Raw genomic sequence first — 23,121 nt, forward strand, 5'->3', positions numbered from 1 at the left:
CCAGAGAAGCTTAAGTCTTCTCCTCTGACGCCGCTTTTGCTTCTTTCTTTTTCCTCCAAGGCGCGCCGATGAGCTCGAAATAGGTCGCCCAAAAATAAAGTCCTATCAGCAAGATTACGCCGATGCCTATCAGTATCTTGATAATGGCTTGAATTGGGCTGAGCACGACAACCGCCCTGTCGGCTTCAAAACGAACGTCTTTCAACGCCAAGCTGGCTAAAGACCCTTTATAGCCCGCCGAGGTCAGGTCATAAATCGGAACCGTTTCAAAAAACCCATAAGTTGCAGAGACGGCATTTCTTTAAGTTTCGATTCGCCGTCACCCAAAACTCGGTTCAATGAGTCTCTCACCTCGTCGTTCGAAGCTTCCTCTTTCTGCCGGTTTAAAAAATCTGTTGCTATGTTCGTAAGGTCATCAATCTTTTGCTGGGTGGCTGAATCGAAATTCGTTTCAAATTCAATTGGCTCCAGATCGGCAAGATAGACTTTGGGAGAGTCATAGCGAAGTCCCGAAGCGAACTTTCCGGTGACGCCCCCCGAATAACTAAGCCCTTCGGCTTCAAAATCTACGCTCAATAGAGCCGTATTATTCTCCCGAAAATCCACACTTGCCGAATTGATTGTCAGAAGGACGCCGCGCGACTCTATCGGGCCACGCTCTATTTGCGCCTGTATAGAATCTTGAATCTGCGTCTCAGAAATATCGATTTCAAAATCTCTCAAGAGAACGAAACTTAACACAACGACAATTGCAAAAGTCGCAAGGGCAAATATGGGGAATAACTTTTTCATTGTGCTAGACTAGCTTGATAGTTGAGAGGAGACAATCATGTTGCGGGTGATGTGAATCGCGTCATAAAACGAATACAGAATCGCTCTCGCCTTTTGCAGTCATCCCCCCTATCTAGGGACTATGTCGAAACAAACCGAAATTCTCGAATTCAGCGATGCTGACCTTGTGCGCCGGCTTTGCGGCCCGAACCATGCCAATCTGGCGCTGATTGAAGAGGCCTTTGGCGTCTATCTCGAGGCCCCGGGCACGGACGTTCATATCAACGGGGACGCGCCCAGCCGGGCGCGGGCCGGAGAGCTTATCAAGGAAATCTATCAGCGTCTGGAACGCGGCTGGCCCTGCGGTCCGTCCGATATCCGCGCGCTTATCCGCGCCATGGGCAAGGGCAAGGTTAAAGCCGCCAGCGTCGAAGCCATTATCCCGTTTCCGCGGCGCTCTCCCATTATTCCGAAAACGCCCCGTCAGGAAAAATTCATCAACGCCTTGCGCGATGACACGATTATCTTTGGCGTCGGACCGGCCGGTACGGGGAAGACATTTCTCGCTACGGCTTATGGGGCGTCGCTCCTGGCACGCGGCGAAGTTGCGCGGTTTATTGCCTGCCGCCCTGCTGTTGAAGCAGGCGAACGCCTCGGCTTTCTTCCGGGCGATCTGAACGAAAAAGTGGATCCCTATATGCAGCCGATCTGGGACGCGCTTCATATGGTTCTGGGACGCGACGAGGTGGATCGCCGTAAAGCCGCCGGAGATATCGAGGTCGCGCCGCTCGCTTTCATGCGCGGACGGACGCTGTCTGATGCTTTTGTCGTCATTGACGAAGCGCAGAACGCGACCATTCCGCAAATGAAGATGGTGCTGACGCGTTTGGGCGAACGGGCCAAATATGCGGTCACGGGCGACCCGAGCCAATCCGATCTGCCTTATAATCAAACCTCCGGTCTGGCTCATGCTTTGACCATTCTGGGTGACATCAAAGGTATCAGTCAGATTGAATTTCTGGCCAGCGATGTGGTGCGCCATCCTCTGGTGGGTAAAATCGTCAATGCTTATGAAAAGGACTCCAAGTCTAGTGAGACAAAACGCAAGGCGTAGCATTCTGATCGGCCTTGTCTGAAATAATAAAGTTCATGACCCCCATTCCGTTTGAAATAGATGTCTCCCGCCAGGCCGGCGACTGGCCGGACTGCGACCTGTTGGTGCAAAAGGCGATTACCGCTGTCTGGAACGTCCTTACCGTGCCGCGCGTCGGGGAATTATCCGTCGCCCTGTCAAATGATGAGCTAGTGCAGGCTTTAAATCGGGATTACCGGAAAAAGGATAAACCGACCAATGTCCTGTCTTTTCCGGTCGCGGAACCAACCCCACTGCTTGGCGATATTGTTTTGGCGATCGAAACCGTGCAGAGGGAAGCCCATGAGAAAGCTATCTCTTTTGAGGACCATCTGACGCATCTTTTGATTCACGGATTTTTACACCTTCAGGGCTATGATCACGAAAATGATGACGACGCCCAAATTATGGAAGCTCTTGAAATCCGGGCTTTAAGCGCTTTGGCAATTGACAATCCCTACAAAACTGACGAATTTTAAAATATTATGAGTGACGCACCCTCTGAACCCGGACTTTTGACACGCCTTTTCGGGCGGTCAGCGCCGGAGGATACGCCGGATTCCGAAGACGGAGACAGTCCTTCGGGACGATCGGCCCAACACCAGGAATTGATGATGAGTGCGGCGGAGCGGTTTCACCTGCTCCGGGTTGATGATGTCATGGTGCCCCGCGCCAATATCGTCGCCGTTGAAAACGGCGCCACTTTAACAGAACTGTCCCAGGCTTTGAAAGACGCCGGACATTCCCGCCTTCCGGTCTATAAAGAATCTCTCGATGACCCTGTCGGCATGGTTCATATAAAGGACGTTCTCCCTTATCTGATGCTCAACGCCAAGGGGCGTTCGGGCAAGACTTATCCGAACAAGAAAATCATTCAGTATATTCGCCGCCCGGTTCTGTTTGTGCCGCCATCCATGCTCGCGCAGGATCTCCTGCGGCGTATGCAGGCGCGGCGCTCTCACATGGCGATTGTGGTCGACGAATATGGCGGAACCGATGGTCTCGTGACGATTGAGGATCTGATCGAGCCGATTGTCGGCGATATCGATGACGAACATGATGAGCTGGAACCGCAAGTTCAGCGCATTGCCGGCCAGAACGGCAAGATTGTGTGGGAAGCAGATGCGCGGATTTCCATCGATAATTTCGAAGAGAAGCTGGGGCGCGAATTTGCCACGCCGGACGAAGAAGAAGATGTCGACACATTAGGCGGCCTTGTCTTTACCATGGCCGGGCGCGTGCCGGAGCGCGGCGAGATTATCAAACATGCCGACGGTCTGGAATTTGAAATTACCGATGCCGACCCCCGGCGGGTCAAAAGCCTTCGGATTACGGATACGCGCGAAGACGATTCAGATCCGGTCGAGGATAGCTCCGCTCCCATTCTGCCCGTGACTTAATTTAATTTTCCCAAAGCGATCTTTATATGAGTGACAGAGCCGCCCCCCATCCGAACCCGCCGTTTTTCTTAAAAACCTCCGGATGGTCTGGTCGATTTGTCAGCTTCGCCCTTGGCGGACTCTCCGTTTTAGGGCAGGCGCCCCTGCATTTCTGGCCCCTGGCTCTCATCGGGTTCGGGCTTTTATTCATGCGGCTGCAATGGGCGTCCACATCGGCCCGGCCGGGCTGGGCCGGTTTCGGCGCGGCTTTCTGGTTCGGGATAGGTTATTTCGGGATCGGTACATTCTGGATTAGCGAAGCCTTTATTGCCAGAGGGCCAGCCTTTATTCCGGCCATTATCCCCTTGGTTTTCGGGCTTGCCGCCTTGCTCTCCTCTATCTGGGGGTTGGCAGGTCTGGCGATGGGCAAAGGCCGGTTCAGGCCCGGATGGGCGCAGCTCGCCTTTGTCGGGTTCTTTATACTGGCCGAATATGTGCGCGGGCATTTATTCGGCGGCTTTCCGTGGAATATGCCGGGTTATATTTTCCCGGCAGGCGGCGCCTTTTCCCAAGGCGCGGCGCTGTGGACGATTTACGGCCAGTCTCTTTTCGTTCTCGCTGTCAGCGCGGCCTTGGCGACGGCCATTTTCTCTTCCAGAAAGATAGCGCCCGCACTCATATTTGTAGTGGGTCTCGGCGGACTTTACGGGCTTGGATATCTACGATTGTCCAGCGCGGAGGTCACCTTTCAGGACGATGTCACGCTCAGAATCGTGTCTGTTCCCTTCACCCAGTCGGAACGATTTGACGACCAGAGAAGCAATCAGATTGTCGAGGCCTTTATCGCGGAAAGTTTGCGGGACGACATAGAGAATCCTGATCAAACCCGCTTGAGCGAGGTCACGCACATTATCTGGCCCGAAGGCGCGATAAATGGTCTGGCCATAGAGAACGGACCTTTTCTGAATTATATGGGCGAGAGCCTCGCCATGCGCCTTGACGGCGATCTACCCGTCTGGATTCTGAATTCGCTGCGTCGAGAGATTAATCCGAACTCCACGCCAAGCCGCCCTATTGATGATTTTTACAACAGTTCCGTTGCGATAACATTTGACGCCCAGGGAAATCCGTCTTTCGCCGGATATAATGATAAGAAAAGATTGGTTCCGTTTGGGGAATTCATACCTCTTGGAAAATGGATGGAGAGCCGAAACGTCCCGGTTATTTCCAGTACGCTCATGTCCATTTCTCCAGCGCGCGAGAAAACCCTCACCCAATATCCCGGCCTCCCGCTGGGTAGCCCGCAGATATGCTATGAAATAATCTTTCCGGGCCTGACGCCGCGTCCTGGGAACGACGCCAAAGCCAAGTTCATTCTCAACCAATCCAATGATGCCTGGTTCGGACAGAGCTGGGGCCCCAAGCAACACGCCAATATTGCGCGCTACCGCGCCATAGAAGAAGGCCTGCCCATTGTGCGCGCCGCCTCTAACGGCGTCAGCGCCGTCATTGACCCTTACGGGCGGATTGTCGCTCAAACCGACCAGAATAAATCGTCCCATATTGATACAGCCCTGCCTAAACCTTTGAAATTTCAACTAAGTTCGAAGGGGGTGATCTGGCTCATTTTCTTGATAATTATAGCAATTTCCCTATTATGTGGGCTCTACGGGCGGTCGAGGGACAGGACCGCTATTATTTAATCGTTCGACCCGAAACTGGTGGGGGCACCACAGGCACCGAACTTTCAAGGGAACCAATTATCGTGAAAGATCCGAAACACGCGCCGCGCGCCGCCAATCCGGTGGATGTGCATGTTGGCACTCGCGTTAGATTACGTCGACAGATTCTAAAAATGAGCCAGGAGAAATTGGGGGATAAACTTGGCGTCACATTCCAGCAGGTTCAGAAATATGAACGCGGCTCCAATCGGGTAGGGGCCAGCCGTCTCTGGAAAATTTCGCAGGTTCTGGATGTGCCGATCAGTTTCTTTTTTGACGGGCTTTCCGATAATTATAAATCCGGGCAATTTGCCGAGGATGACCAGATGCCGATTGTGTACGACTTCATCAATAGTACGGACGGCGTGTCCCTGGCCAAGGCGGTCAGCCAGATAAAATCCAAAGCCGTCCGGCGTCAGCTGTTAGAGCTTGCCCGCGCGATGGCGAAGGCCAGCTCAGATGATGACGAGGATGAATAGATAAGCCAGAAGGTTTATCACAATCTCGTCTGAACAAGCCTCTGGTTTTCCCGAAAGCGTTTCGCTATGGGCGCGGCCATGACTTATAATCGCGAGACGGAACAGTTCCGTACCTTTGGGCGCACCAAGGGGCGGGCGCTGACACCCACCCAACAGGAAATAATGGACCGGATTTATCCTAAAGTCCGCTGGGATAGCGAAAAAGACGGCGCCCAAGACAGAACCCGCCCGCTCTGGCTGGAAGTTGGCTTTGGCGGCGGGGAGCATCTCGCCCATCAAGCCAAACTAAATCCGGATGTCGATATTCTGGGCGCGGAACCGTTTCTGAACGGCGTAGCCAAAGCGGTGAAACATATTGAGGAGAATAATCTAGAAAATGTTCGCCTCTATCAGGGCGATGTCCGCACGGTTCTGAATGATTTAAATGAGAATTCCCTCGACAGAGCCTTTGTCCTGTTTCCGGACCCCTGGACGAAAACCCGGCATCACAAACGGCGGCTGATAAATGAAGACTTTCTCGACAGCCTCCACCGCGTGTTGAAACCCGGCGCAGAACTGCGCTTTGCCAGCGATATTATCCATTATGTCGATTGGACGCTGACCCGCCTCCATAAAATGGGAGGCTTTGACTGGCCCGCGCGCCGGTCAAGTGATTGGCGCGTCCCGCCCCATGACTGGTGCCCCACACGATATGAAGCCAAAGCCAAACGCGAAGGCCGGGAGTGTCATTACTTCCGCTTCGTCAAAAAATAGAATTTATTATCGATTTCCCTGATTAGGGGCTGGCGTCGACCGAATACTCATGCTGTATTTCTCAAAAAGGGAATGGATCATGATTAAATCTATTATTTTAAGCAGCCTTCTGGCCCTTGCCAGTCTTTTCCTTCCCCTTGCTGTGCAGGCCCAGGACAAGGTCTTCACGCAAAAAAAGGCGCTTGTCGGAGGCACTCTGGTTGACGGTCTGGGCGGGTCACCGATTTATGACAGCGTCATTTTGATTGACGGCAATATGATTACAGAGATCGGAACGCAGGATTCGGTTCCGATCCCCGAAGGATATGAAGTCATTTCCACCGAAGCCATGACCGTCATGCCGGGCCTGTGGGAAATGCACGCCCACCTCATGCTCAACGGACATAGTGATTACGCCCACTGGGACAAAACCTATATTGATCGCCTGTCTGACGAAATCATGCCTGCCTCGGCAGAACAGCTTTTGCTTGCCGGTGTCACGACGGCCCGGGATCTCGGCGCGCCTCTGGAGGATAGCATTTCTGTCAAATCCCGGATCACATCCGGCGAAATCGCCGGACCGCGCTTGTTCGTGTCTGGCCCCTTCATTCAGGATGAAGCCTATCCCGGCACAGAAGCATTCAGATGGGGCGTAGACAGTCCCGAAGACGGAAGCCGGAAAGTCAGGCGCCTGGCCGAAGCCGGCGTCGATGTGATCAAGCTGATTGATCAGGATGTGATGAGCCGGGCCAAGGTCGTCGCCGTTGTCGAGGAGGCCCACAAACAGGGTCTGAAAGTGGTCGGCCATTCTCATAAGCCGGATGAAATCCGTATCGGCCTGGAGGTTGGAATTGACAATTTTGAACATACAGGCCTGACCACAGCCCCTGAATATCCCGAAGACATTATGAAGGCTCTGAAAGAACGCACGGCAAAGGGACGAATTGCCGGCGGTCCGCTCTACTGGACACCGACAGTTGAAGGTCTTTGGAATTTTGAAGATACAAGGGACAATCCGGAAGAGGTTGACAGCGATTGCTGGCATAGAGGGTTAAAACAGGACACGATTGAAGACATTAAAGCCTCTATACAGCACCCTAACCGACTGGATTATTTTCAGCTTACGCCAAAGCGCAAACCCACATTGAAACGAAAGTTCCATCAATTGCGCGATGCCGGGGTTGTTCTTCTTATCGGAACGGATAGCGGCATTCCCCTTAAATTTCATTGCCAGTCCACATGGAACGAAATTGATGTCTGGACCCGCATTATGGGCGTTCCGATTATGGAAACAATTCAGGCCGCAACTTACTGGCCCTCGAAAATGATGGGAGTGGAACAGAAATGGGGCACAATCCGGCCCGGCCGTTATGCCGATGTTATTGCCATTGACGGGGACGCCTTAAAATATCCGGCGCTTTTCCAAGACGTTGATTTTGTGATGAAAGACGGAATTATATATAAAAAAGAAGGTCAGCCTGTTGAAGAAAATTTCAATTAGAAAAATTTCAAATAGAAACGGGGCGGTCCGACAGGTTTTGCTTGCTCGAAAGGCATTTCCGTCTCACGAAGACCTTCTGACGACTTAGCTTGTGAGCGGACTCATGCGTTTTTTATTTCTTTTTCTCTGCTTCTTTTTTTCGATCCAGACTTCGGTTTACGCGCAAGACACGCCTGAACCTCAAGCGACGATTGACGCGGAAGACACGGCTCAGTCAGATCAGAAGATCGAACAACGTCTCTCTTCTATTTTTGAAAAAGTTGCCGGCACGGAAGAGGTGGAGGTCGATGTCAGCGCCGGCGTTGTCAGCCTGTCAGGCGATGTTGCCAATGAAACGGCGGCGCGGGACGCTCTGGATATTGCCAGCCGGACAGACGGGGTTGTCACCGTCGAGGACAATATAAACCGAACGCTTGACGTCCGCGGAAATGTCGCCCCTGTGCTGCAAGGCTTTCAGGACGATTTGCGAAATGTCTACCGCGCTCTTCCGCTCATTCTTCTGTCTTTGGTCGTCTTTATCGCCTTTGGCCTGTTTGGGGGTTGGCTGGCCCGCCGTAAATCGCTATGGCAGCGCGTCTCCCCTAATCCTTTTCTGGCAGAAATCGTGGCGCAGATTGTCCGGCTTGCCTTTTGGGCTATCGGCGCGATTATCGCGCTTAATCTGATTGGCGCGTCGAGCCTTATTGCAACTATTCTGGGCGGGGCCGGGGTCATCGGCATCGCCATTGGCTTTGCCGTTCGCGACAGTCTGGAAAATTATATTTCCTCTATTATGCTCAGCCTTCGCCAGCCGTTCCGGGCGCAGGACCATGTCGTCATTAACGATCTGGAGGGCATTGTTGTGCGGCTCACCTCCCGCGCGACAATCCTGATGACATTGGAAGGCAATCACCTTCGCATTCCCAACTCGACCGTCTTCAAGGGCACGATCCTGAATTATACCACCAATCCGGAGCGGCGTTTTGAATTTGATGTCGGCGTGGACGGCGCGGACGATCCTGTCTCTGCCATGCAAACCGGGTTGGAGGCGATGAAACGACATGACTTTGTTCTGGCGGATCCCCTGCCCGGCGCCATCATTGAAACAATCGGCGATTCCAATATCGTCATCCGCTTTACCGGATGGGTCGATCAAACGGTGACGGATTTCGGCAAAGCCCGAAGCTATGCCATTCGATCGGTTATCAATACACTGGATGAAAACGGCTTCACTATGCCGGAGCCGATTTACCGCTTACGCTTTGACGACGATTTGAAAGGCGCGGCTGACAAATTATCATCTTCCCCCAAAAAGGGTCCCAAATCGGCTTCCCTCTCCGAGAAAACGCCCAAATCCCCGGCGGCAGGCGCCAAGGCGCCTCTTCTGGATGTGTCCAAAGACACGCATTTAGAAGAAAAGGTCGCCGAAGAACGCGAACAGACCGGAGAAGATGATTTGCTCGACGAAAACAAACCCAAGGAATAAATGGCACAGTGGGGCGTGATTGCGTTGAGTTACGGGTTTTGACGTAAGATCAACTTTACAATTTATACGCGATTAAATTTATGGTATTATATAGGAAATATGAATTTTAAGACTGCATAATTATGAGTGTATCTAAAACCCAAAAGCTAAATGACAAACTCGACAGAATTTGGGAAGACCTTACTAAATATTCTGAAAATCTTTTGACTCCATTATATTTTGAGGACGTTAAAAAAAGAGATATAGTCTTCGTCGGAATGAACCCTTCATTCAATGAAGGCGCAATCAGAAAATGGTTTCAGTCTAATGAATGGAGTGAAGAGCCCAGAGATTATTATCAATGGAGGAACCGAGACGCTTATTCGGTTGAGCGAGAAACCTTTACCCGGCAACATTTCCTGAAAAATTATCCGTTTTTTAAACAACATCATGACCTGGTTCAGAAGCTCGGTTCTCCGAGTTGGTGCCATCTAGATTTATTTCCTTACAGAGAAACCAAACAAAAAAATTTGGTTGAATTATACGAAACGCAGCCAAAGTTTAAAAATGAATGCTTGGGTGTTTTCGACGAGGCATTGAGAGCTTCAGACCCTAAAATGATTATCATCTGGAACGCTAAGGCCTCTAAAATATTCTTTAAAAAATATTCTAAGAATTTTGATGAAAAGATAGGCACATTTCGATTGCATTCCAATAGCTTAAAATGTCCAGTTTTTGCATGTTCAGTGGTTACTGGCCGGAGAGCTCTTGATGTTTTTTCGCGGGAGCGGATGTTCTGGCATGTTAAAAAGGTTTATTCTGACCCTAAATGGGTATTTGGAAGAAATTAAAGCATACTCCTGATACTATTGAATGCTATCTTGTATATTAGTACATCGGGGTAGATAGATAAGCAAATATGTGTGAAGTATGTGCCAAAAAGTCAATTTTAATGACGCAATCCAAAAAAATAAAAGGGCTATATTAGGTCACTGTGGATATTGTTAATTCCTAACGTATTTAGGTTAGAAAGATTACTTGATAGAGGCATTCTCTCACATCCCCTCTTGCCAACTGCCCTCACTTCGCCTACATATTGCTCAACAAAAAGACGCCAGCTGCACAGGATGCGGAACAGGCGGCCCCGAGGGGCCGTTTTTTTTATGCCTTGAAACGGCATTATCCTGTCACATTGGCTCGATAGACTTGCGCCTGGCGGCGCACAAATATGAGCGACTATGAAAACCAAAACGCATATGGATGAACGGGTTCTGGCCTTGGCTGAACCAATCGCCGAAGATCTCGGCCTTCGTATTGTGCGCATCCGCGTCATGGCGGGCAAGCGCAAGACGGTTCAGGTCATGGCCGAGCGTGTGTCCGACAATCAGATGGCGGTCGAAAATTGCGAGGCCTTGTCGCGCGAGCTGTCCGCCGTGATGGAAGTCGAAGATCCGATTTCGGATGCTTACGTCCTCGAAGTCAGCTCTCCGGGACTGGACCGGCCTTTGACCGACCTTGAAGATTTCACGACCTATGAAGGCTATAAAGCCAAGCTGGAGCTTGACCGACTGGTCGAGGGCCGCAAACGCTTTCGCGGCATTCTAGCCGGCGTCGAAGACGGCCATGTCGATATCAATCTCGAAGGCGAAGAGGACTTTACGGCCTCTCTTCCCTTTGAGTGGATAAGCGAAGCCAAGCTGATGATCACGGACGAGCTGATCGAAGCCGGGCAAAAGGCCAAAGAGGCCACGAAAAAGGCCGCCCAAGAGGTCGCCGAAGTGGCCGCCGCCAAAACTAATACTACCAACCCTTCAGACGGAGACGCGTAATGTCCACAAATGGAATTGCCGCTAACAAACTCGAACTCTTGCAGATTGCCAAAGCGGTCGCAGACGAGAAATCCATTGATCAATCCATCGTTCTGGAAGCCATTGAAGAGGCGATCCAAAAAGCCGCGCGCCTGCGCTATGGCGCCGAGCTGGACATCCGCGCCAAGCTGGACCCGAATACGGGCGAGCAGACCTTGCGCCGCGTCATCACAATTGTCGATGACGAGACGGAAATCGAAAATGAAAGCATACAGACGCCGCTTTCCACGGCGCAGCTGGATAATCCTGACGCCGAGGTCGGCGACTTGATTACGACAGAGCTTCCGCCGCTGGAATTTGGCCGGGTTCAGGCGCAAATGTCCAAACAGATTATCATGGGTAAAATCCGCGACGCCGAGCGCGCCCGTCAATATGCCGAGTTTAAAGACCGCGTCGGCGAAATCATCAACGGCATCGTCAAGCGCGTCGAATATGGTCACATCATTGTCGATCTGGGCCGCGCCGAAGGTGTTATCCGCCGCGATCAGGCCCTGCCGCGTGAAAACGTCAAAGGCGGCGACCGCATCCGCGCCTATATCATGGACGTCCGGGAAGAGCCCCGCGGGTCACAGATCTTCCTCTCCCGCGCCCATCCGCAATTCATGGCGCAGCTTTTCGCTCAGGAGGTTCCGGAAGTTTACGAAGGCGTTATTCAAATCGTCTCTGTCGCCCGCGACCCGGGCTCCCGCGCGAAAATCGCGGTTTACTCCTCTGACAGCTCCATCGATCCGGTCGGCGCCTGCGTCGGTATGCGCGGCTCCCGCGTTCAGGCCGTTGTCAACGAGCTGCAAGGCGAACGTATCGACATCATTCCTTACACAGAAGATATGGGGACCTTCATCGTCAACGCGCTTCAGCCCGCCGAAGTCACGAAAGTGGTTATCGACGAAGCTGACGGCCGTATCGAAGTCGTTGTGCCCGAAGAGCAATTGTCTCTGGCCATTGGCCGCCGCGGTCAAAATGTCCGCCTGGCCTCACAACTGTCCGGCTGGGCCTTGGACATCCTGACCGAAGCGCAGGAATCCGAACGCCGCCAGAAAGAATTCCAGGAACGCTCCGAACTGTTCATCAACGGTCTCGATGTCGACGAAATGGTCGCGCAGCTTCTTGTCTCCGAAGGGTTCGAGACCATGGAAGAGGTCGGCTATGTCGCGCTGGATGATCTGACCTCTATTGACGGGTTTGACGAAGAAACGGCTGAGGAGCTTCAGACACGCGCCCGCGAATATCTCGACAAGATCGCCGCCGAACAAGACGCGGCCCGTATCGAAGCCGGCGTGGAAGATGAAGTTCTGGAAATCGAAGGCGTCACATTGCCTATGGCCGTTATTTTCGGTCAGAACGACATCAAGACTGTCGAAGATGTGGCGGGCCTCGTTCCGGATGATCTGAACGGTTATACCGAATATAAAGACGGCGAGCGCGTTCACGAAGACGGCATGATTGAGCATATGGGCCTGACCAATGAAGAGGCGACAAACCTCATCATGCAAGCGCGCGTTCAGGCCGGCTGGATCGAAGCCTCTGCTCTCGAAGAAGAGGATGACGTCGAGCTTGATGAAGAAGGTAATCCTGTCATCACCGCCGAAAACCTTTTCGAGAGCGCGTAACGCGCGAGACCGGGGGCCAGATAGATGACGCCCGAAGAAGAAATCGAAGAATTTGGCCCCGATCGTCGGGGCCATAAATCGCGCGAACGTAAATGCCTTGCGCGAAATGAGGTGCGCGACCCGGCGGATATGATCCGTTTTGTCCGCGACCCTGAAAATAAAGTCGTGCCGGATATCACCGGGAAATTGCCCGGACGAGGGGTTTGGGTCAGCGCTGATCTTGAAAATCTCGAAAAGGCGATTAAATCAGGAGCATTCCCTCGCGGCTTTAAATCCAAAGTCACTGTGCCGGACGATTTGGTCGGGCTGGTCGAAGATGGGTTAAAGAGATCCGTTCTCGGATTGCTGTCCATGGCCAAGAAATCGGGCCGGATCGCTCTGGGGTTTGATCAGGTGATTGCCTTGGCCCGCGACGGAAGTCTCGGCCTGAGAATAGAGGCGCAGGACGGCGCCGCTGACGGACGCGGGAAAATCCGGACTCTGTCGCGCGCTGTGGCCCGCGAACTGGAACGAAAGGACCCGCCTGTCATTGGCTGTTTTACAGCGCATGAATTGGGCGATATAATGGGCCGAGATAAACTGGTTCATGCGGGTCTTGGGCGGGGCAAATTAAGCCGGCGCCTGAGAGAAGAAGCGCACAGACTTTCGGGTTTTGTCGCGCTGGTTCCGACCGATTGGGCCGATTATGCCCATGAAGTGAAACCAAAAGAAGAATAAAGCGGCCCAAAAGCCGCTTTTGAGTGTTGAATTTGCGAGTGCGGGCGTTAGGTTACGCGCTCTAAAAAAGGCCGGAAAAACCGGACCCATCCGAAGGCAGCGGAGTTATGACCGTCCCCTTCAACAGAAAGATACTGATGAACGATACATCTGATAATAAACCGGCGGATAAAAAACCTGCAAGACGACCGCTCACGCTCAATAAGGGCGGACGCGGGCCGACACGGGGTCGCACCTCTGCCGTTGTCGTCGAAAAGAAGAAAAAGATTCTGGTCAAACCTGGCGCGAAAAAGCCGGGCGCGTCCAATGCCGGGCCAAAAATAAAGCCCAACGTGCCGACGGTAAACAAGGAAGCGGACGCAGAAGGCGCGAAAAAGCCGGCTGAGACAAAGCCAGCGGTTCCGAATATCGAACGTCCGAAGCCTATTCCCCGTCCCAAATCGAATAAAGTCGAGCGGGACGAGACCCCAATTGCCAAAAAGACGGAAAAAGCCAAAGCGCCCGAACCCAAAGAGCCGGCGCCGAAGCTCAAGCCCGCCGTGGCCCCGCCTCCGCCCAAACCTGTGGATGTAAACGCCGCGGCCCGCGCCATGGGCGTCTCTGTGGCCGAATATAAACGCCGCCAGGCCGCGCTGCAAAAAGCGCAAGCTGAACAATCCGAACGTCAGGCCCGCCGCCAAGCCGAAGAAGAAGAGCGGCAGAAGCGTATGCGCGAAGAGCAGGAATCGCTTGAGCGGAAGAGGCGCGAAGCTGAACAGGCTGAACTTCGCCGCATGGAAGAAGAAGAGGAAGAGCGTCGCCAGAAAGAGGCCGAGGCCCGGAATGCGCGTAAACCTGTTGGCTCCCCGCTGAATCGGGACAAATCCGAAGAAAACATGACCGAGCTGGAAAAAGCCGGCGGCCGCGTCAAGAAAAAACGCGGCAATGCGCCGCCTCCTGCCCGTTCCAAAGGTGAGCAAAAACGACGTCGCGGAAAATTGACTATTGTGTCTGCCCTGTCCGGTGATGATGAGCGTCAACGCTCTCTGGCCTCCATGAAACGTGCGCGCGAGCGCGAGAAGCAGCGTCAGAAAGGCGGCGGCGGACAACGCGAGAAAGTTCAGCGCGAAGTCACGATTCCGGAAGTCATTTCCATTGCCGATCTGGCCAATCGTATGGCCGAGCGCGGCGCCGATGTTGTCAAATATTTGATGCAACAAGGTCAGATGATGAAAATCAACGACATGATTGACGCCGATACGGCTCAGCTTATCGTTGAGGATTTCGGTCATACCGTCAAACGGGTTGCCGATTCTGATGTTGAAGAGAACTTCATTATTGATGATACGCCGTCCGATGAAGCGGATCGCAAGCCAAGAGCGCCAGTGATTGCTGTTATGGGTCACGTTGACCACGGCAAGACCTCTCTGCTCGATGCGTTGCGGTCTACGGATGTCGCCGCAGGCGAAGCCGGCGGGATTACCCAGCATATCGGGGCTTATCAGCTGAAACTTAAATCAGGTGAAGCCATTACGGTTCTGGATACACCGGGTCACGCGGCCTTTTCCGAAATGAGGACTCGCGGCGCGGAAGCCGTGGACATCGTCGTTCTTGTGGTTGCCGCCGATGACGGCATCATGCCGCAAACGATTGAATCCATTAAATACGCGCAGGCCGCAGAGAAGCCGATCATTGTCGCCATTAACAAAATGGACGCCTATGAAGCGGACGCCAAAAAGGTCGAAACGGATTTGTTGCAGCATAATGTGATTACCGAAAGCATGTCAGGGGAAACCCAGGCGGTTCAGGTCTCTGCGCTGAAGAAAACCGGTCTGGAAGACCTGGCCGAAGCCATTACGATTCAGGCAGAATTGATGGAATTGAAAGCCAACCCTAAGCGCAATGCAGACGGCCTGGTCATTGAATCCAAAATTGAAAAGGGTCGCGGCGCTGTCTCGACGCTTTTGGTCAAACGCGGCACACTGAAACGTGGCCAGATTGTTGTGGCCGGCGAATATTGGGGCAAGGTCAAAGCCCTCAGTGATGAGCGGAATAAAAAGCTGAAACAGGCCGGGCCTTCGACTCCTGTCGAAGTCATGGGTCTGGACGGCGCCCCGCAACCGGGCGAGCCTTTCGCGGTCGTCGAATCCGAGCCTCGCGCCCGGGAGCTGACGAATTACCGGAAACAGCTGGCCAAGGATAAAGCCGCCGCCGGACCGTCTGCCATGGCCTCCATGGAACAAATGATGGCGAAACTGAACAATAATGAAGTGTCTGAAATGCCGCTTCTGGTGAAAGCCGATGTTCAGGGCTCTGCCGAGGCGATCAAGACCTCTCTGGAATCTATGGGCAATGAAGAAGTCATGGCCCGTGTGGTCTATGCGTCTGCGGGCGGTATCTCCGAATCCGACGTACAGTTGGCGATGACATCGGGTGCGCCGATTATTGCCTTTAACGTTCGGGCCAACCGTCAGGCCAAGGATCTGGCAGAACGCGAAGGCGTGGAAATTCGTTATTATTCCATCATTTACGATCTGCTCGAAGAAATTAAGGGCGCGCTCTCCGGTATGCTGAAACCGGAACGCCGCGAAACCTTTATCGGTTACGCCGAAGTTCTTGAGGTCTTCAACATCTCCAAGCTCGGTAAAGTCGCCGGGTGTAAAGTCACTGAAGGCCGCGTGGAACGTGGGTCCGGCGTGCGCTTGCTGCGCGATGACGTTGTCATCCACGAGGGCGAGCTTTCGACTCTGAAGCGTTTCAAGGACGAAGTACCGAAAGTTCAGGCCGGTATGGAATGCGGCATGGGCTTTGAAGGTTATCATGACCTTCGCAAAGGCGACCAGATCGAGTGTTTCACAGTCGAAATGATTGAACGCGACCTGGAATAGCCGCCACTCTAAGATTTGAACATTAAAGCCCTCCCTTGCCGGAGGGCTTTTCTTTTTGCGTGTTTCTGCTACACTGCACCAATAGTATGAAAGGCGACTCTTATGGGTATGGTTAGAAAAACCATTAGTTTGAGCGAAGAAAATGACGCTTGGGTGAAATCCAAAGTCGCGTCTGGAAAATTTGCTTCAGACAGCGAAGTCCTCCGCACTGTCGTTCAGCATTATATGGAAGCGGAGCGCCATAAAGAAGCTATACTAACTAAGATTCAAGCGGGCCGGGACAGCGGCTATTCCGAGGCAAGTTTCAATGAGATTGTCGCCAGAGGCAGAAAAAAGGCCAAATCCGTCTTAGCCTCGAGGCAGAAAGGTGCAGCTTAAATACTCGTATCAAGCCCAGTTCGATCTTGAAAATATCGCGTTCGAAGGCGATATCCGGTTTGGAGAAGCCCGAACGGATTTATATCTAAAGTCGATTGATGAAACGGCTAAAATAATTCAAAGCTTTCCCGAAATTGGAAAAATTCCTTTTCCTGACTTGGATCCCGACACGCGGGCTCTTCGGTCAGGGATGCACATTATATATTACGAAGTTACCGAGACAGAAATCCTGGTGAATGCCATCATTCATGCCAGAGCAAATTCACAGGAAATTCTCGCCTCGCGACAAAACACGAAGGCCCCGAAATGAGCAACCCCAAACCCCCGTCCCAGCGCCAACTCAAAGCCGGAGAATTAATTCGCCGCGCGCTTGCCGATATCCTGAACAAGGAAACTCTGCGCGACCCCGACCTCAAAGGCGTCAGCGTGACCATTTCCGAAGTCCGGGCCTCACCTGACCTCAAACACGCCCTCGTTTTTTGCGCGCCTTTGGGCGGCGGAAACGCCGAAAAGACCGCCGAAGCCCTCACCCGCGCCGGATCGTTCCTGCGCGGACGGTTGGGCCATGAAATGGAAATGAAAGCCACGCCGCGCCTGAAATTCGTTCCGGATGAAAGCTTTGACAATGCCGAAGAAATCCAGAAACTTTTGGATCAACCGAAAGTGAAACAGGATTTGGATTAGTAAAACACCAGAAAGGGCGTTCTTCCGAAATTTTTGAAAACGCTCTTGCTCCCACAAATAAGGCACCTATAAGTTGTGAAGAACAAGTAAGAAGGGAAATGTTCAATGAAAAAATTAGTTTTGGCGACAATCACGCTCAGCGCACTTGTTGCTACAGGTTGTGAAACAACATCTTCACGGCCTTATACTCCGTCCACTAATAATATTGTGATGATGAAAGACACCGTTGGTGCAAGTGGAAATAAAATTGGTCTCAATAATTTTTCTGCTGCTTCTGACGTTGATACAGAATTAACTTGTCGCGCAATGGGGGCGATTGATGTGGCATCAGGAAAAACACCTGTAGAATTTATCGAAGAGGCATTCAGAACCGAAATGTTTCAAGCTGATATATATAGCAATGATGCCAAGAATAAAATTTCCGGTGTTCTAACAAAATTTGAAGCAGATTCATGGGGAACTGGCAAATGGGACGTCGCTCTCAAGCTTTCATCTGATCAGTACCCTACAGGTTATGAAGTTACTACACGCTATGAGTTTAAATCCAGTTTTTCTGCTTTAAGCGCCTGTCAAAATGTAGTTGATGCTTTTACGCCGACTGTTCAACAACTTATCAATGATGCAATTACTCATCCTGATTTCGACAAATTAGCAAATTAATTTTGATAATATTCAAACTTAAAGGCCTCTTTTCAGAGGCCTTTTTTATTGCGATGTAATTTTATGGCCCGTAAACGCAAAGGCAATCCTGTTCATGGTTGGGTAGTGCTCGACAAACCTTATGGCCTCGGCAGCACGTCTGCCGTGGGGAAAGTGCGCTGGCTCTTTCAGGCGCAGAAGGCGGGCCATGCCGGCACGCTTGATCCTCTGGCGTCCGGCATTCTCCCTATAGCCTTGGGCGAGGCGACCAAAACCGTGCCTTTCATGATAGACGCGGCGAAGTCTTATGAATTCGAGCTGAGCTGGGGCGCAAATACAATGACGCAGGACGCGGAAGGGGAGATTACCGAAACCTCTGACAATCGGCCGGCGGAAGCTGAGATACTGGCCGCGCTCCCGCAATTCATCGGGGATATAGAGCAAGTCCCGCCAAAGTTTTCCGCCATCAAAATTGACGGCAAGCGCGCCTATGATCTGGCGCGGGCCGGAGAAGAGGTCGAGATTAAACCCCGCCCCGTGCGCGTGGAGGATGTCCGCCTTCTCGCCGCCTCGAACGACGCGGCGAGTTTTGCTGTAGATTGCGGCAAAGGCACCTATATCCGGTCTCTGGCGCGGGATCTCGCGGCCGCGCTCGGCACTTGCGGACATGTGACCGCCCTCCGACGCACCCGCGTCGGCCCGTTTACCCTGCAACAGTCAATAACGCTTGCCGAGCTGGAGCAAACCTGCGATAGGGGCGCCGTGAGTGAGGCTTTGTATCCCCTCTCGACCGCGCTGGACGACATCCCGGTGCTGGCCGTAGCGGATCAGGACGCAAATGACTTGCGACACGGTCGGGCCATCGACCCCAACCCTTCCGACATTTCCCCGTCATCTGACTGGGTTCTGGCTATGGAAGGCAAGCGGGAAGTGGCCCTGTGTGAAATGCGCGATGGCCGATACTGGCCCAAACGTGTTTTTAATTTGTAGTTTAAAACGGAGAACACGATGTCGATTACCCCAGAGCGCAAAGCTGCGCTTATTTCAGAGCATGCCACCAAACCCGGTGATACAGGCTCCCCCGAAGTCCAAATCGCAATCCTGACAGAACGGATTGCCAATCTGACCGAACATTTCAAAACCAATAAGAAAGACAACCATTCCCGCCGCGGGTTGTTGTCCATGGTGACTTTGCGTCGCCGTCTTCTGGATTATTTGAAGAAAAAAGATGAAGGCCGTTACAAGTCGCTCATCGAAAAACTGGGTCTGCGCCGCTAGGCCCGTCCCTCTAAGACTTTAAAGGCTGCCCCCTCGGCAGCCTTTTCCGCATCATGGTGATGCAAAAAACGGCGCAAATGGCGTCAATTCGAAAGCGCAATAAGGCGCTATAAAACAGGGTCAAAGACGGCCCTGATATGTACGTAGAAGAAAGAAACTGTACGATATGTTTGATAAACACACTGTAGAAATGGATTGGGCCGGACGCCCTCTCAAACTCGAAACCGGCGGCATGGCCCGCCAAGCCGATGGCGCGGTTCTCGCCACTTACGGCGAAACTGTCCTTTTGGCGACAGTCTGCGCCGCAAAATCCGAAAAACCCGGTCAAAGCTTTTTCCCGCTGACCGTCAACTATATGGAAAAATTCTATGCCGCCGGTAAAGTTCCGGGCGGATATTTCAAACGCGAAGGTCGCCCGACCGAGCGCGAAACCCTGATTGCGCGTCTGACAGACCGCCCAATCCGTCCGCTTTTCCCAAAAGGCTTCAAGAACGAAGTTCAGGTCGTCATCACGGTTCTGCAACATGATCTTGAAAACGAGCCGGACATCATCGGCATGATCGCCGCCTCTGCGGCCTTGTCTCTCTCAGGCATCCCGTTTCAGGGCCCGATCGCGGCGTCCCGCGTCGGTTTGATTGACGGCGATTACGTCCTCAACCCAACGCTTGACGAAATGACTGAGTCAGAGCTCGACCTCGTCGTCGCCGGCACAAAAGACGCCGTCATGATGGTTGAATCCGAAGCTAAAGAGCTGACCGAAGAGCAAATGCTCGGCGCCGTTATGTTCGCGCATGAATCCTGCGAAGACGTGATCGAAGCCATTGAAAAACTGGTCAAGAAAGCCGGCAAACCGGCCTGGGATTTTGTCCCGGCGGATATTTCTTCCGAAAAGGCCGCCGTCAAAAAGGCCGCTGAAAAAGGCATCAAGGCCGCTTACAAGCTGACAGACAAGATGGAGCGTCAGGACGCGCTTCGCGATGCCCGCGCAGCCGCCTGGGCCGAGCTGGGTCAGTCGGATGACAATCCGGACGGCATGGCCGAAAACGTGTTCTCTGATGCGTTCAAATCCATCGAATCCGCCACAGTTCGCGGCACTGTCATCAAAACGAAAAAGCGTATTGATGGCCGTAAACTGGACGAAGTTCGCCCGATTGTCGCCGAAGCCGGCCCTTTGCCCCGGACACATGGTTCTGCCCTGTTTACACGCGGCGAGACACAGGCGCTTTGCGTCGCCACACTCGGCACGTCCGATGACGAGCAATTTGTCGATCAGCTGACCGGCACAATCAAAAACAAATTCCTGCTTCACTATAACTTCCCGCCCTATTCTGTCGGCGAAGCCGGCCGTATGGGCGGCACCTCCCGTCGTGAACATGGTCATGGTAAGCTCGCCTGGCGCGCGCTTCAGGCCGTGCTGCCAACGCCGGAAGACTTCCCTTACACGATGCGTCTGGTTTCAGAGATCATGGAATCCAACGGCTCGTCCTCTATGGCGACCGTTTGCGGTTGTTCTCTGGCGCTGATGGATGCAGGCGTGCCGATCAAGCGCCCTGTCTCCGGTATCGCGATGGGCCTCATCAAAGATGACGCCGGCATTGCGGTTCTTTCCGATATCCTCGGCGACGAAGATCACCTCGGCGATATGGACTTTAAAGTGGCCGGAACTTCCGAAGGTATCACATCCCTCCAGATGGATATCAAAATCGCCGGTATTTCAGAAGAGATCATGACGACAGCTCTGGAACAAGCCCATGCGGGTCGTCTCCATATTCTGGGCGAAATGAACAAAGCTCTGACGGAATCCCGCGAAGATGTCGGTGAATTTGCGCCGCGTATCGAAACGATGAAAATCCCGGTTGATAAAATCCGCGACGTCATCGGTACAGGCGGCAAGGTCATCCGCGAAATCGTCGACACAACAGGCGCCCGCGTCTCTGTCGAAGATGACGGCACGATCAAAATCGCCTCCAACGATCAGAAGTCTATCGACGCCGCCAAAGAGTGGATCACAGGCCTGACCGCAGAACCGGAAGCCGGCAAGATCTACAAAGGTAAAGTCGTGAAAGTCGTCGATTTCGGCGCCTTCGTAAACTTCTTCGGCCCGAAAGACGGCCTCGTCCATGTGTCTCAGATCAAACCTGAGCGCGTGAACCACCCGTCCGATTTCCTGAAAGAAGGCCAGGAAGTCTATGTCAAACTCATGGGCTTTGATGACCGCGGGAAAGTGCGTCTGTCCATGAAATATGTCGATCAGGACTCCGGCGAAGAAATCGCGCGTGATGAAAACGACAATTCCGACGACAATGATAGTAAAAACGACGATAAGCCAAAGCGCAGCCGTCGCCCACGTAAGAAGAAGGAAGATTAATCCTTCGGATTAATCTTTGACAAATAAGAAAGCCCGGCCAATTGGTCGGGCTTTTTTGTTTCTAAATTAAATTATTGGAAACGCTATTACTTGGTAACCGCTGAACGTTTTTGAGTTATGTTTTATCTAAACAGTTTCATGTGGAGGGCCTACCTTGTTTAGATCAATTCGATTTTATTTTCTAATTCCTCTAACGATTTTGTTGATTGTTTGCTCCGCCGCTGCGGATGAATTTCAGCAAGACGCCGACATATTACGTCTCAAACATCTAAAATATTACAGCAATCTTCTCCAAGAGTATGAATCTCGAATAGGCACATATCCCTTAATGGGGAAAGCTACCGTCCCGATATATGTTCATATCGCGTCACCTGAACAAACTGATGATGTTCGTGGAGGCCCACCTAACGCGCACATGGTTGTCGGGTTTAAAGAGTTCATTTCGGAGTTAGAACGCGTATTGGGTCAGGGCGTAAAAGAGTATTATGACCCGCAATATGAACCCGATTCAAAACCAAATTTTTATTTATATATGGTTGATGGGGATACTTATAATTTGGCTGTTCACGTCCATGAGAGCTTTTCCTTCAGCAACCCAGTCGCGAAAGGGTACAACAAAGTCGAAGTTACAAATAATACAAGCGGACCAGCACACCTCAGCACACCAGATGAACTTTTCTCTCTAGCAGAATTCAAAAAGGCAATTTCCAGACCTCTTACCAAACCAGCTTTCTTTATGGAACGAGAGAAGAAATTCTTAAATTCAACGAAAGAATTAGAAAGTTAGTCGGTTCAGCTTTATCACAATTAAGTTGTTTTACAGGAGGGTATCCTGCCGAAAATTACACACTCCTCTAATTCATCTTTCCTGCCCTGTTTATGGGTTTGAGCCTGAAAATAATTGATAATCATTCGACGTGAAAGGGAGGCGTTTTATCCCTCTAGCCCGCTCACCCCGCCAAAGGGCGAGGTCCAATTTAAGCGCTCTGCGCACTCTAAAGGGCAATGGGGCAGGCCATAATGTCTAGCCAGTCAAGATTCCTTTCTAGCCCCCGTCATTACCCGACTTGATCGGGTAATCCATGCGGTGAGGGTTGCGTTGAGTGGAGTATTAGCGAAGGCATTCTTTCCAACAGTGTACGTTATTGCAAATGCTCAAAGGTAGAAAAAGTACCGCATGGATTCCCCGCTCGGGGGCGGGGAATGACGGGTGTGTAAGGCGAGGGTCCCCCCTTCCTCCGTTCACGGGGTTTGAGCCAAAGCGACATGAAATGTCGTGACGCGAATGACCTCGCGAATGCGAGGGGATGGGGGGAGCGTAATACGCTGCTTTTTGTTATTTGCGGCTCCCCCCTCCGACCGCTTCGCGCCCACCTCCCCCGTGAACGGGGGAGGATTAATCCGCATTTATTTTTCCAAAAACCTCAATCCTTTCAGTATCTTATAAGAAATTGAAGAAATAGATCCGTACTTTGCGTTTTGGGGCTATATTTAAGATGTTCTTCTGAACACGGACAGGAACGCGTCAGGTTCTGGTTCAGGGGACAGCGAGG

General features: G+C 52.2%; 23 protein-coding genes. 21 read left to right on the plus strand and 2 right to left on the minus strand.

Features of this window, described 5'->3' with window-relative positions; genetic code table 11:
* Positions 1–10: 10 nt before the first annotated feature.
* Together ACN0IC_RS09795 and ACN0IC_RS09800 are read right to left on the minus strand one after the other, a co-directional pair.
* A complete protein-coding gene (locus tag ACN0IC_RS09795) occupies positions 11–211 on the minus strand; it encodes a hypothetical protein (protein ID WP_416878599.1) in 201 nt (66 codons plus the stop codon).
* Between the two features lie 32 nt (positions 212–243).
* Positions 244–792: a hypothetical protein gene (locus ACN0IC_RS09800; RefSeq protein WP_416878600.1), complete on the minus strand. Its 549-nt coding sequence runs from the start codon at positions 790–792 to the stop codon at positions 244–246.
* Positions 793–913: 121 nt separating this feature from the next.
* Here ACN0IC_RS09800 and ACN0IC_RS09805 point away from each other — a divergent pair, with 121 nt between their 5' ends.
* From ACN0IC_RS09805 to ACN0IC_RS09905, 21 genes are all read left to right on the plus strand, one after another.
* Complete coding sequence (locus tag ACN0IC_RS09805) at positions 914–1,885, plus strand: PhoH family protein (protein WP_416878601.1); 972 nt, start codon at positions 914–916, stop codon at positions 1,883–1,885.
* A 35-nt stretch (positions 1,886–1,920) separates the two neighbouring features.
* Complete coding sequence (ybeY, locus tag ACN0IC_RS09810) at positions 1,921–2,382, plus strand: rRNA maturation RNase YbeY (protein ID WP_416878602.1); 462 nt, start codon at positions 1,921–1,923, stop codon at positions 2,380–2,382.
* Positions 2,383–2,388: 6 nt separating this feature from the next.
* Positions 2,389–3,303, plus strand: a complete 915-nt coding sequence (locus tag ACN0IC_RS09815) for a hemolysin family protein (RefSeq protein WP_416878603.1) — start codon at positions 2,389–2,391, stop codon at positions 3,301–3,303.
* Positions 3,304–3,329: 26 nt separating this feature from the next.
* Positions 3,330–4,985: an apolipoprotein N-acyltransferase gene (gene lnt, locus ACN0IC_RS09820; protein WP_416878604.1), complete on the plus strand. Its 1,656-nt coding sequence runs from the start codon at positions 3,330–3,332 to the stop codon at positions 4,983–4,985.
* Between the two features lie 62 nt (positions 4,986–5,047).
* A complete protein-coding gene (locus tag ACN0IC_RS09825) occupies positions 5,048–5,482 on the plus strand; it encodes a helix-turn-helix domain-containing protein (protein ID WP_416878605.1) in 435 nt (144 codons plus the stop codon).
* A gap of 78 nt (positions 5,483–5,560) precedes the next feature.
* On the plus strand, positions 5,561–6,235 hold the full coding sequence (gene trmB / locus ACN0IC_RS09830; RefSeq protein ID WP_416878606.1) for a tRNA (guanosine(46)-N7)-methyltransferase TrmB: 675 nt from the start codon (positions 5,561–5,563) through the stop codon (positions 6,233–6,235).
* 79 nt (positions 6,236–6,314) lie between these two features.
* Positions 6,315–7,715: an amidohydrolase family protein gene (locus tag ACN0IC_RS09835; RefSeq protein ID WP_416878607.1), complete on the plus strand. Its 1,401-nt coding sequence runs from the start codon at positions 6,315–6,317 to the stop codon at positions 7,713–7,715.
* A gap of 103 nt (positions 7,716–7,818) precedes the next feature.
* A complete protein-coding gene (locus ACN0IC_RS09840; protein ID WP_416878608.1) occupies positions 7,819–9,180 on the plus strand; it encodes a mechanosensitive ion channel domain-containing protein in 1,362 nt (453 codons plus the stop codon).
* A 122-nt stretch (positions 9,181–9,302) separates the two neighbouring features.
* Entirely contained in the window at positions 9,303–10,010 is a 708-nt protein-coding gene (locus tag ACN0IC_RS09845) for a hypothetical protein (RefSeq protein WP_416878609.1), read from the plus strand.
* A gap of 387 nt (positions 10,011–10,397) precedes the next feature.
* Positions 10,398–10,988 carry a ribosome maturation factor RimP gene (rimP, locus tag ACN0IC_RS09850; protein WP_416878610.1) on the plus strand — a complete coding sequence of 197 codons (591 nt, stop codon included), beginning with the start codon at positions 10,398–10,400 and terminating at the stop codon, positions 10,986–10,988.
* Positions 10,988–12,637, plus strand: a complete 1,650-nt coding sequence (nusA, locus tag ACN0IC_RS09855) for a transcription termination factor NusA (RefSeq protein ID WP_416878611.1) — start codon at positions 10,988–10,990, stop codon at positions 12,635–12,637. Before rimP ends, nusA begins: the two co-directional genes overlap by 1 nt.
* Positions 12,638–12,661: 24 nt before the next feature.
* A complete protein-coding gene (locus tag ACN0IC_RS09860; RefSeq protein WP_416878612.1) occupies positions 12,662–13,354 on the plus strand; it encodes an RNA-binding protein in 693 nt (230 codons plus the stop codon).
* Positions 13,355–13,491: 137 nt separating this feature from the next.
* The gene (gene infB / locus ACN0IC_RS09865) at positions 13,492–16,221 is read left to right on the plus strand and encodes a translation initiation factor IF-2 (protein WP_416878613.1); all 2,730 of its coding nucleotides are present in this window, start codon (positions 13,492–13,494) and stop codon (positions 16,219–16,221) included.
* Between the two features lie 102 nt (positions 16,222–16,323).
* Positions 16,324–16,599: a type II toxin-antitoxin system ParD family antitoxin gene (locus tag ACN0IC_RS09870; RefSeq protein ID WP_416878614.1), complete on the plus strand. Its 276-nt coding sequence runs from the start codon at positions 16,324–16,326 to the stop codon at positions 16,597–16,599.
* Complete coding sequence (locus ACN0IC_RS09875; protein WP_416878615.1) at positions 16,589–16,909, plus strand: type II toxin-antitoxin system RelE/ParE family toxin; 321 nt, start codon at positions 16,589–16,591, stop codon at positions 16,907–16,909. Before ACN0IC_RS09870 ends, ACN0IC_RS09875 begins: the two co-directional genes overlap by 11 nt.
* Entirely contained in the window at positions 16,906–17,283 is a 378-nt protein-coding gene (gene rbfA / locus ACN0IC_RS09880) for a 30S ribosome-binding factor RbfA (protein WP_416878616.1), read from the plus strand. The genes ACN0IC_RS09875 and rbfA overlap by 4 nt, the downstream gene beginning before the upstream one ends.
* Before the next feature lie 105 nt (positions 17,284–17,388).
* Positions 17,389–17,943: a hypothetical protein gene (locus ACN0IC_RS09885; protein WP_416878617.1), complete on the plus strand. Its 555-nt coding sequence runs from the start codon at positions 17,389–17,391 to the stop codon at positions 17,941–17,943.
* 63 nt (positions 17,944–18,006) lie between these two features.
* On the plus strand, positions 18,007–18,912 hold the full coding sequence (gene truB / locus ACN0IC_RS09890; protein WP_416878618.1) for a tRNA pseudouridine(55) synthase TruB: 906 nt from the start codon (positions 18,007–18,009) through the stop codon (positions 18,910–18,912).
* A gap of 18 nt (positions 18,913–18,930) precedes the next feature.
* Complete coding sequence (rpsO, locus tag ACN0IC_RS09895) at positions 18,931–19,200, plus strand: 30S ribosomal protein S15 (RefSeq protein WP_416878619.1); 270 nt, start codon at positions 18,931–18,933, stop codon at positions 19,198–19,200.
* A 166-nt stretch (positions 19,201–19,366) separates the two neighbouring features.
* Complete coding sequence (gene pnp / locus ACN0IC_RS09900; protein WP_416878620.1) at positions 19,367–21,568, plus strand: polyribonucleotide nucleotidyltransferase; 2,202 nt, start codon at positions 19,367–19,369, stop codon at positions 21,566–21,568.
* 154 nt (positions 21,569–21,722) lie between these two features.
* Positions 21,723–22,355 (plus strand): hypothetical protein, encoded by a 633-nt coding sequence (locus tag ACN0IC_RS09905; protein ID WP_416878621.1) that lies wholly within the window; start codon positions 21,723–21,725, stop codon positions 22,353–22,355.
* Positions 22,356–23,121 lie beyond the last annotated feature (766 nt).

Origin of the sequence: Litorimonas sp. (assembly GCA_029936425.1) — a bacterium.
Lineage (GTDB): Bacteria > Pseudomonadota > Alphaproteobacteria > Caulobacterales > Maricaulaceae > Litorimonas.

Bases quoted from the DNA above. Each gene is read 5' to 3' on its own strand.
- ACN0IC_RS09800 (WP_416878600.1), bottom strand. From the start codon at position 792: ATGAAAAAGTTATTCCCCATATTTGCCCTTGCGACTTTTGCAATTGTC.
- ACN0IC_RS09805 (WP_416878601.1), top strand. From the start codon at position 914: ATGTCGAAACAAACCGAAATTCTCGAATTCAGCGATGCTGACCTTGTG.
- ybeY (WP_416878602.1), top strand. From the start codon at position 1,921: ATGACCCCCATTCCGTTTGAAATAGATGTCTCCCGCCAGGCCGGCGAC.
- ACN0IC_RS09815 (WP_416878603.1), top strand. From the start codon at position 2,389: ATGAGTGACGCACCCTCTGAACCCGGACTTTTGACACGCCTTTTCGGG.
- lnt (WP_416878604.1), top strand. From the start codon at position 3,330: ATGAGTGACAGAGCCGCCCCCCATCCGAACCCGCCGTTTTTCTTAAAA.
- trmB (WP_416878606.1), top strand. From the start codon at position 5,561: ATGACTTATAATCGCGAGACGGAACAGTTCCGTACCTTTGGGCGCACC.
- ACN0IC_RS09835 (WP_416878607.1), top strand. From the start codon at position 6,315: ATGATTAAATCTATTATTTTAAGCAGCCTTCTGGCCCTTGCCAGTCTT.
- ACN0IC_RS09840 (WP_416878608.1), top strand. From the start codon at position 7,819: ATGCGTTTTTTATTTCTTTTTCTCTGCTTCTTTTTTTCGATCCAGACT.
- ACN0IC_RS09845 (WP_416878609.1), top strand. From the start codon at position 9,303: ATGAGTGTATCTAAAACCCAAAAGCTAAATGACAAACTCGACAGAATT.
- rimP (WP_416878610.1), top strand. From the start codon at position 10,398: ATGAAAACCAAAACGCATATGGATGAACGGGTTCTGGCCTTGGCTGAA.
- nusA (WP_416878611.1), top strand. From the start codon at position 10,988: ATGTCCACAAATGGAATTGCCGCTAACAAACTCGAACTCTTGCAGATT.
- ACN0IC_RS09860 (WP_416878612.1), top strand. From the start codon at position 12,662: ATGACGCCCGAAGAAGAAATCGAAGAATTTGGCCCCGATCGTCGGGGC.
- infB (WP_416878613.1), top strand. From the start codon at position 13,492: ATGAACGATACATCTGATAATAAACCGGCGGATAAAAAACCTGCAAGA.
- ACN0IC_RS09870 (WP_416878614.1), top strand. From the start codon at position 16,324: ATGGGTATGGTTAGAAAAACCATTAGTTTGAGCGAAGAAAATGACGCT.
- rbfA (WP_416878616.1), top strand. From the start codon at position 16,906: ATGAGCAACCCCAAACCCCCGTCCCAGCGCCAACTCAAAGCCGGAGAA.
- ACN0IC_RS09885 (WP_416878617.1), top strand. From the start codon at position 17,389: ATGAAAAAATTAGTTTTGGCGACAATCACGCTCAGCGCACTTGTTGCT.
- truB (WP_416878618.1), top strand. From the start codon at position 18,007: ATGGCCCGTAAACGCAAAGGCAATCCTGTTCATGGTTGGGTAGTGCTC.
- rpsO (WP_416878619.1), top strand. From the start codon at position 18,931: ATGTCGATTACCCCAGAGCGCAAAGCTGCGCTTATTTCAGAGCATGCC.
- pnp (WP_416878620.1), top strand. From the start codon at position 19,367: ATGTTTGATAAACACACTGTAGAAATGGATTGGGCCGGACGCCCTCTC.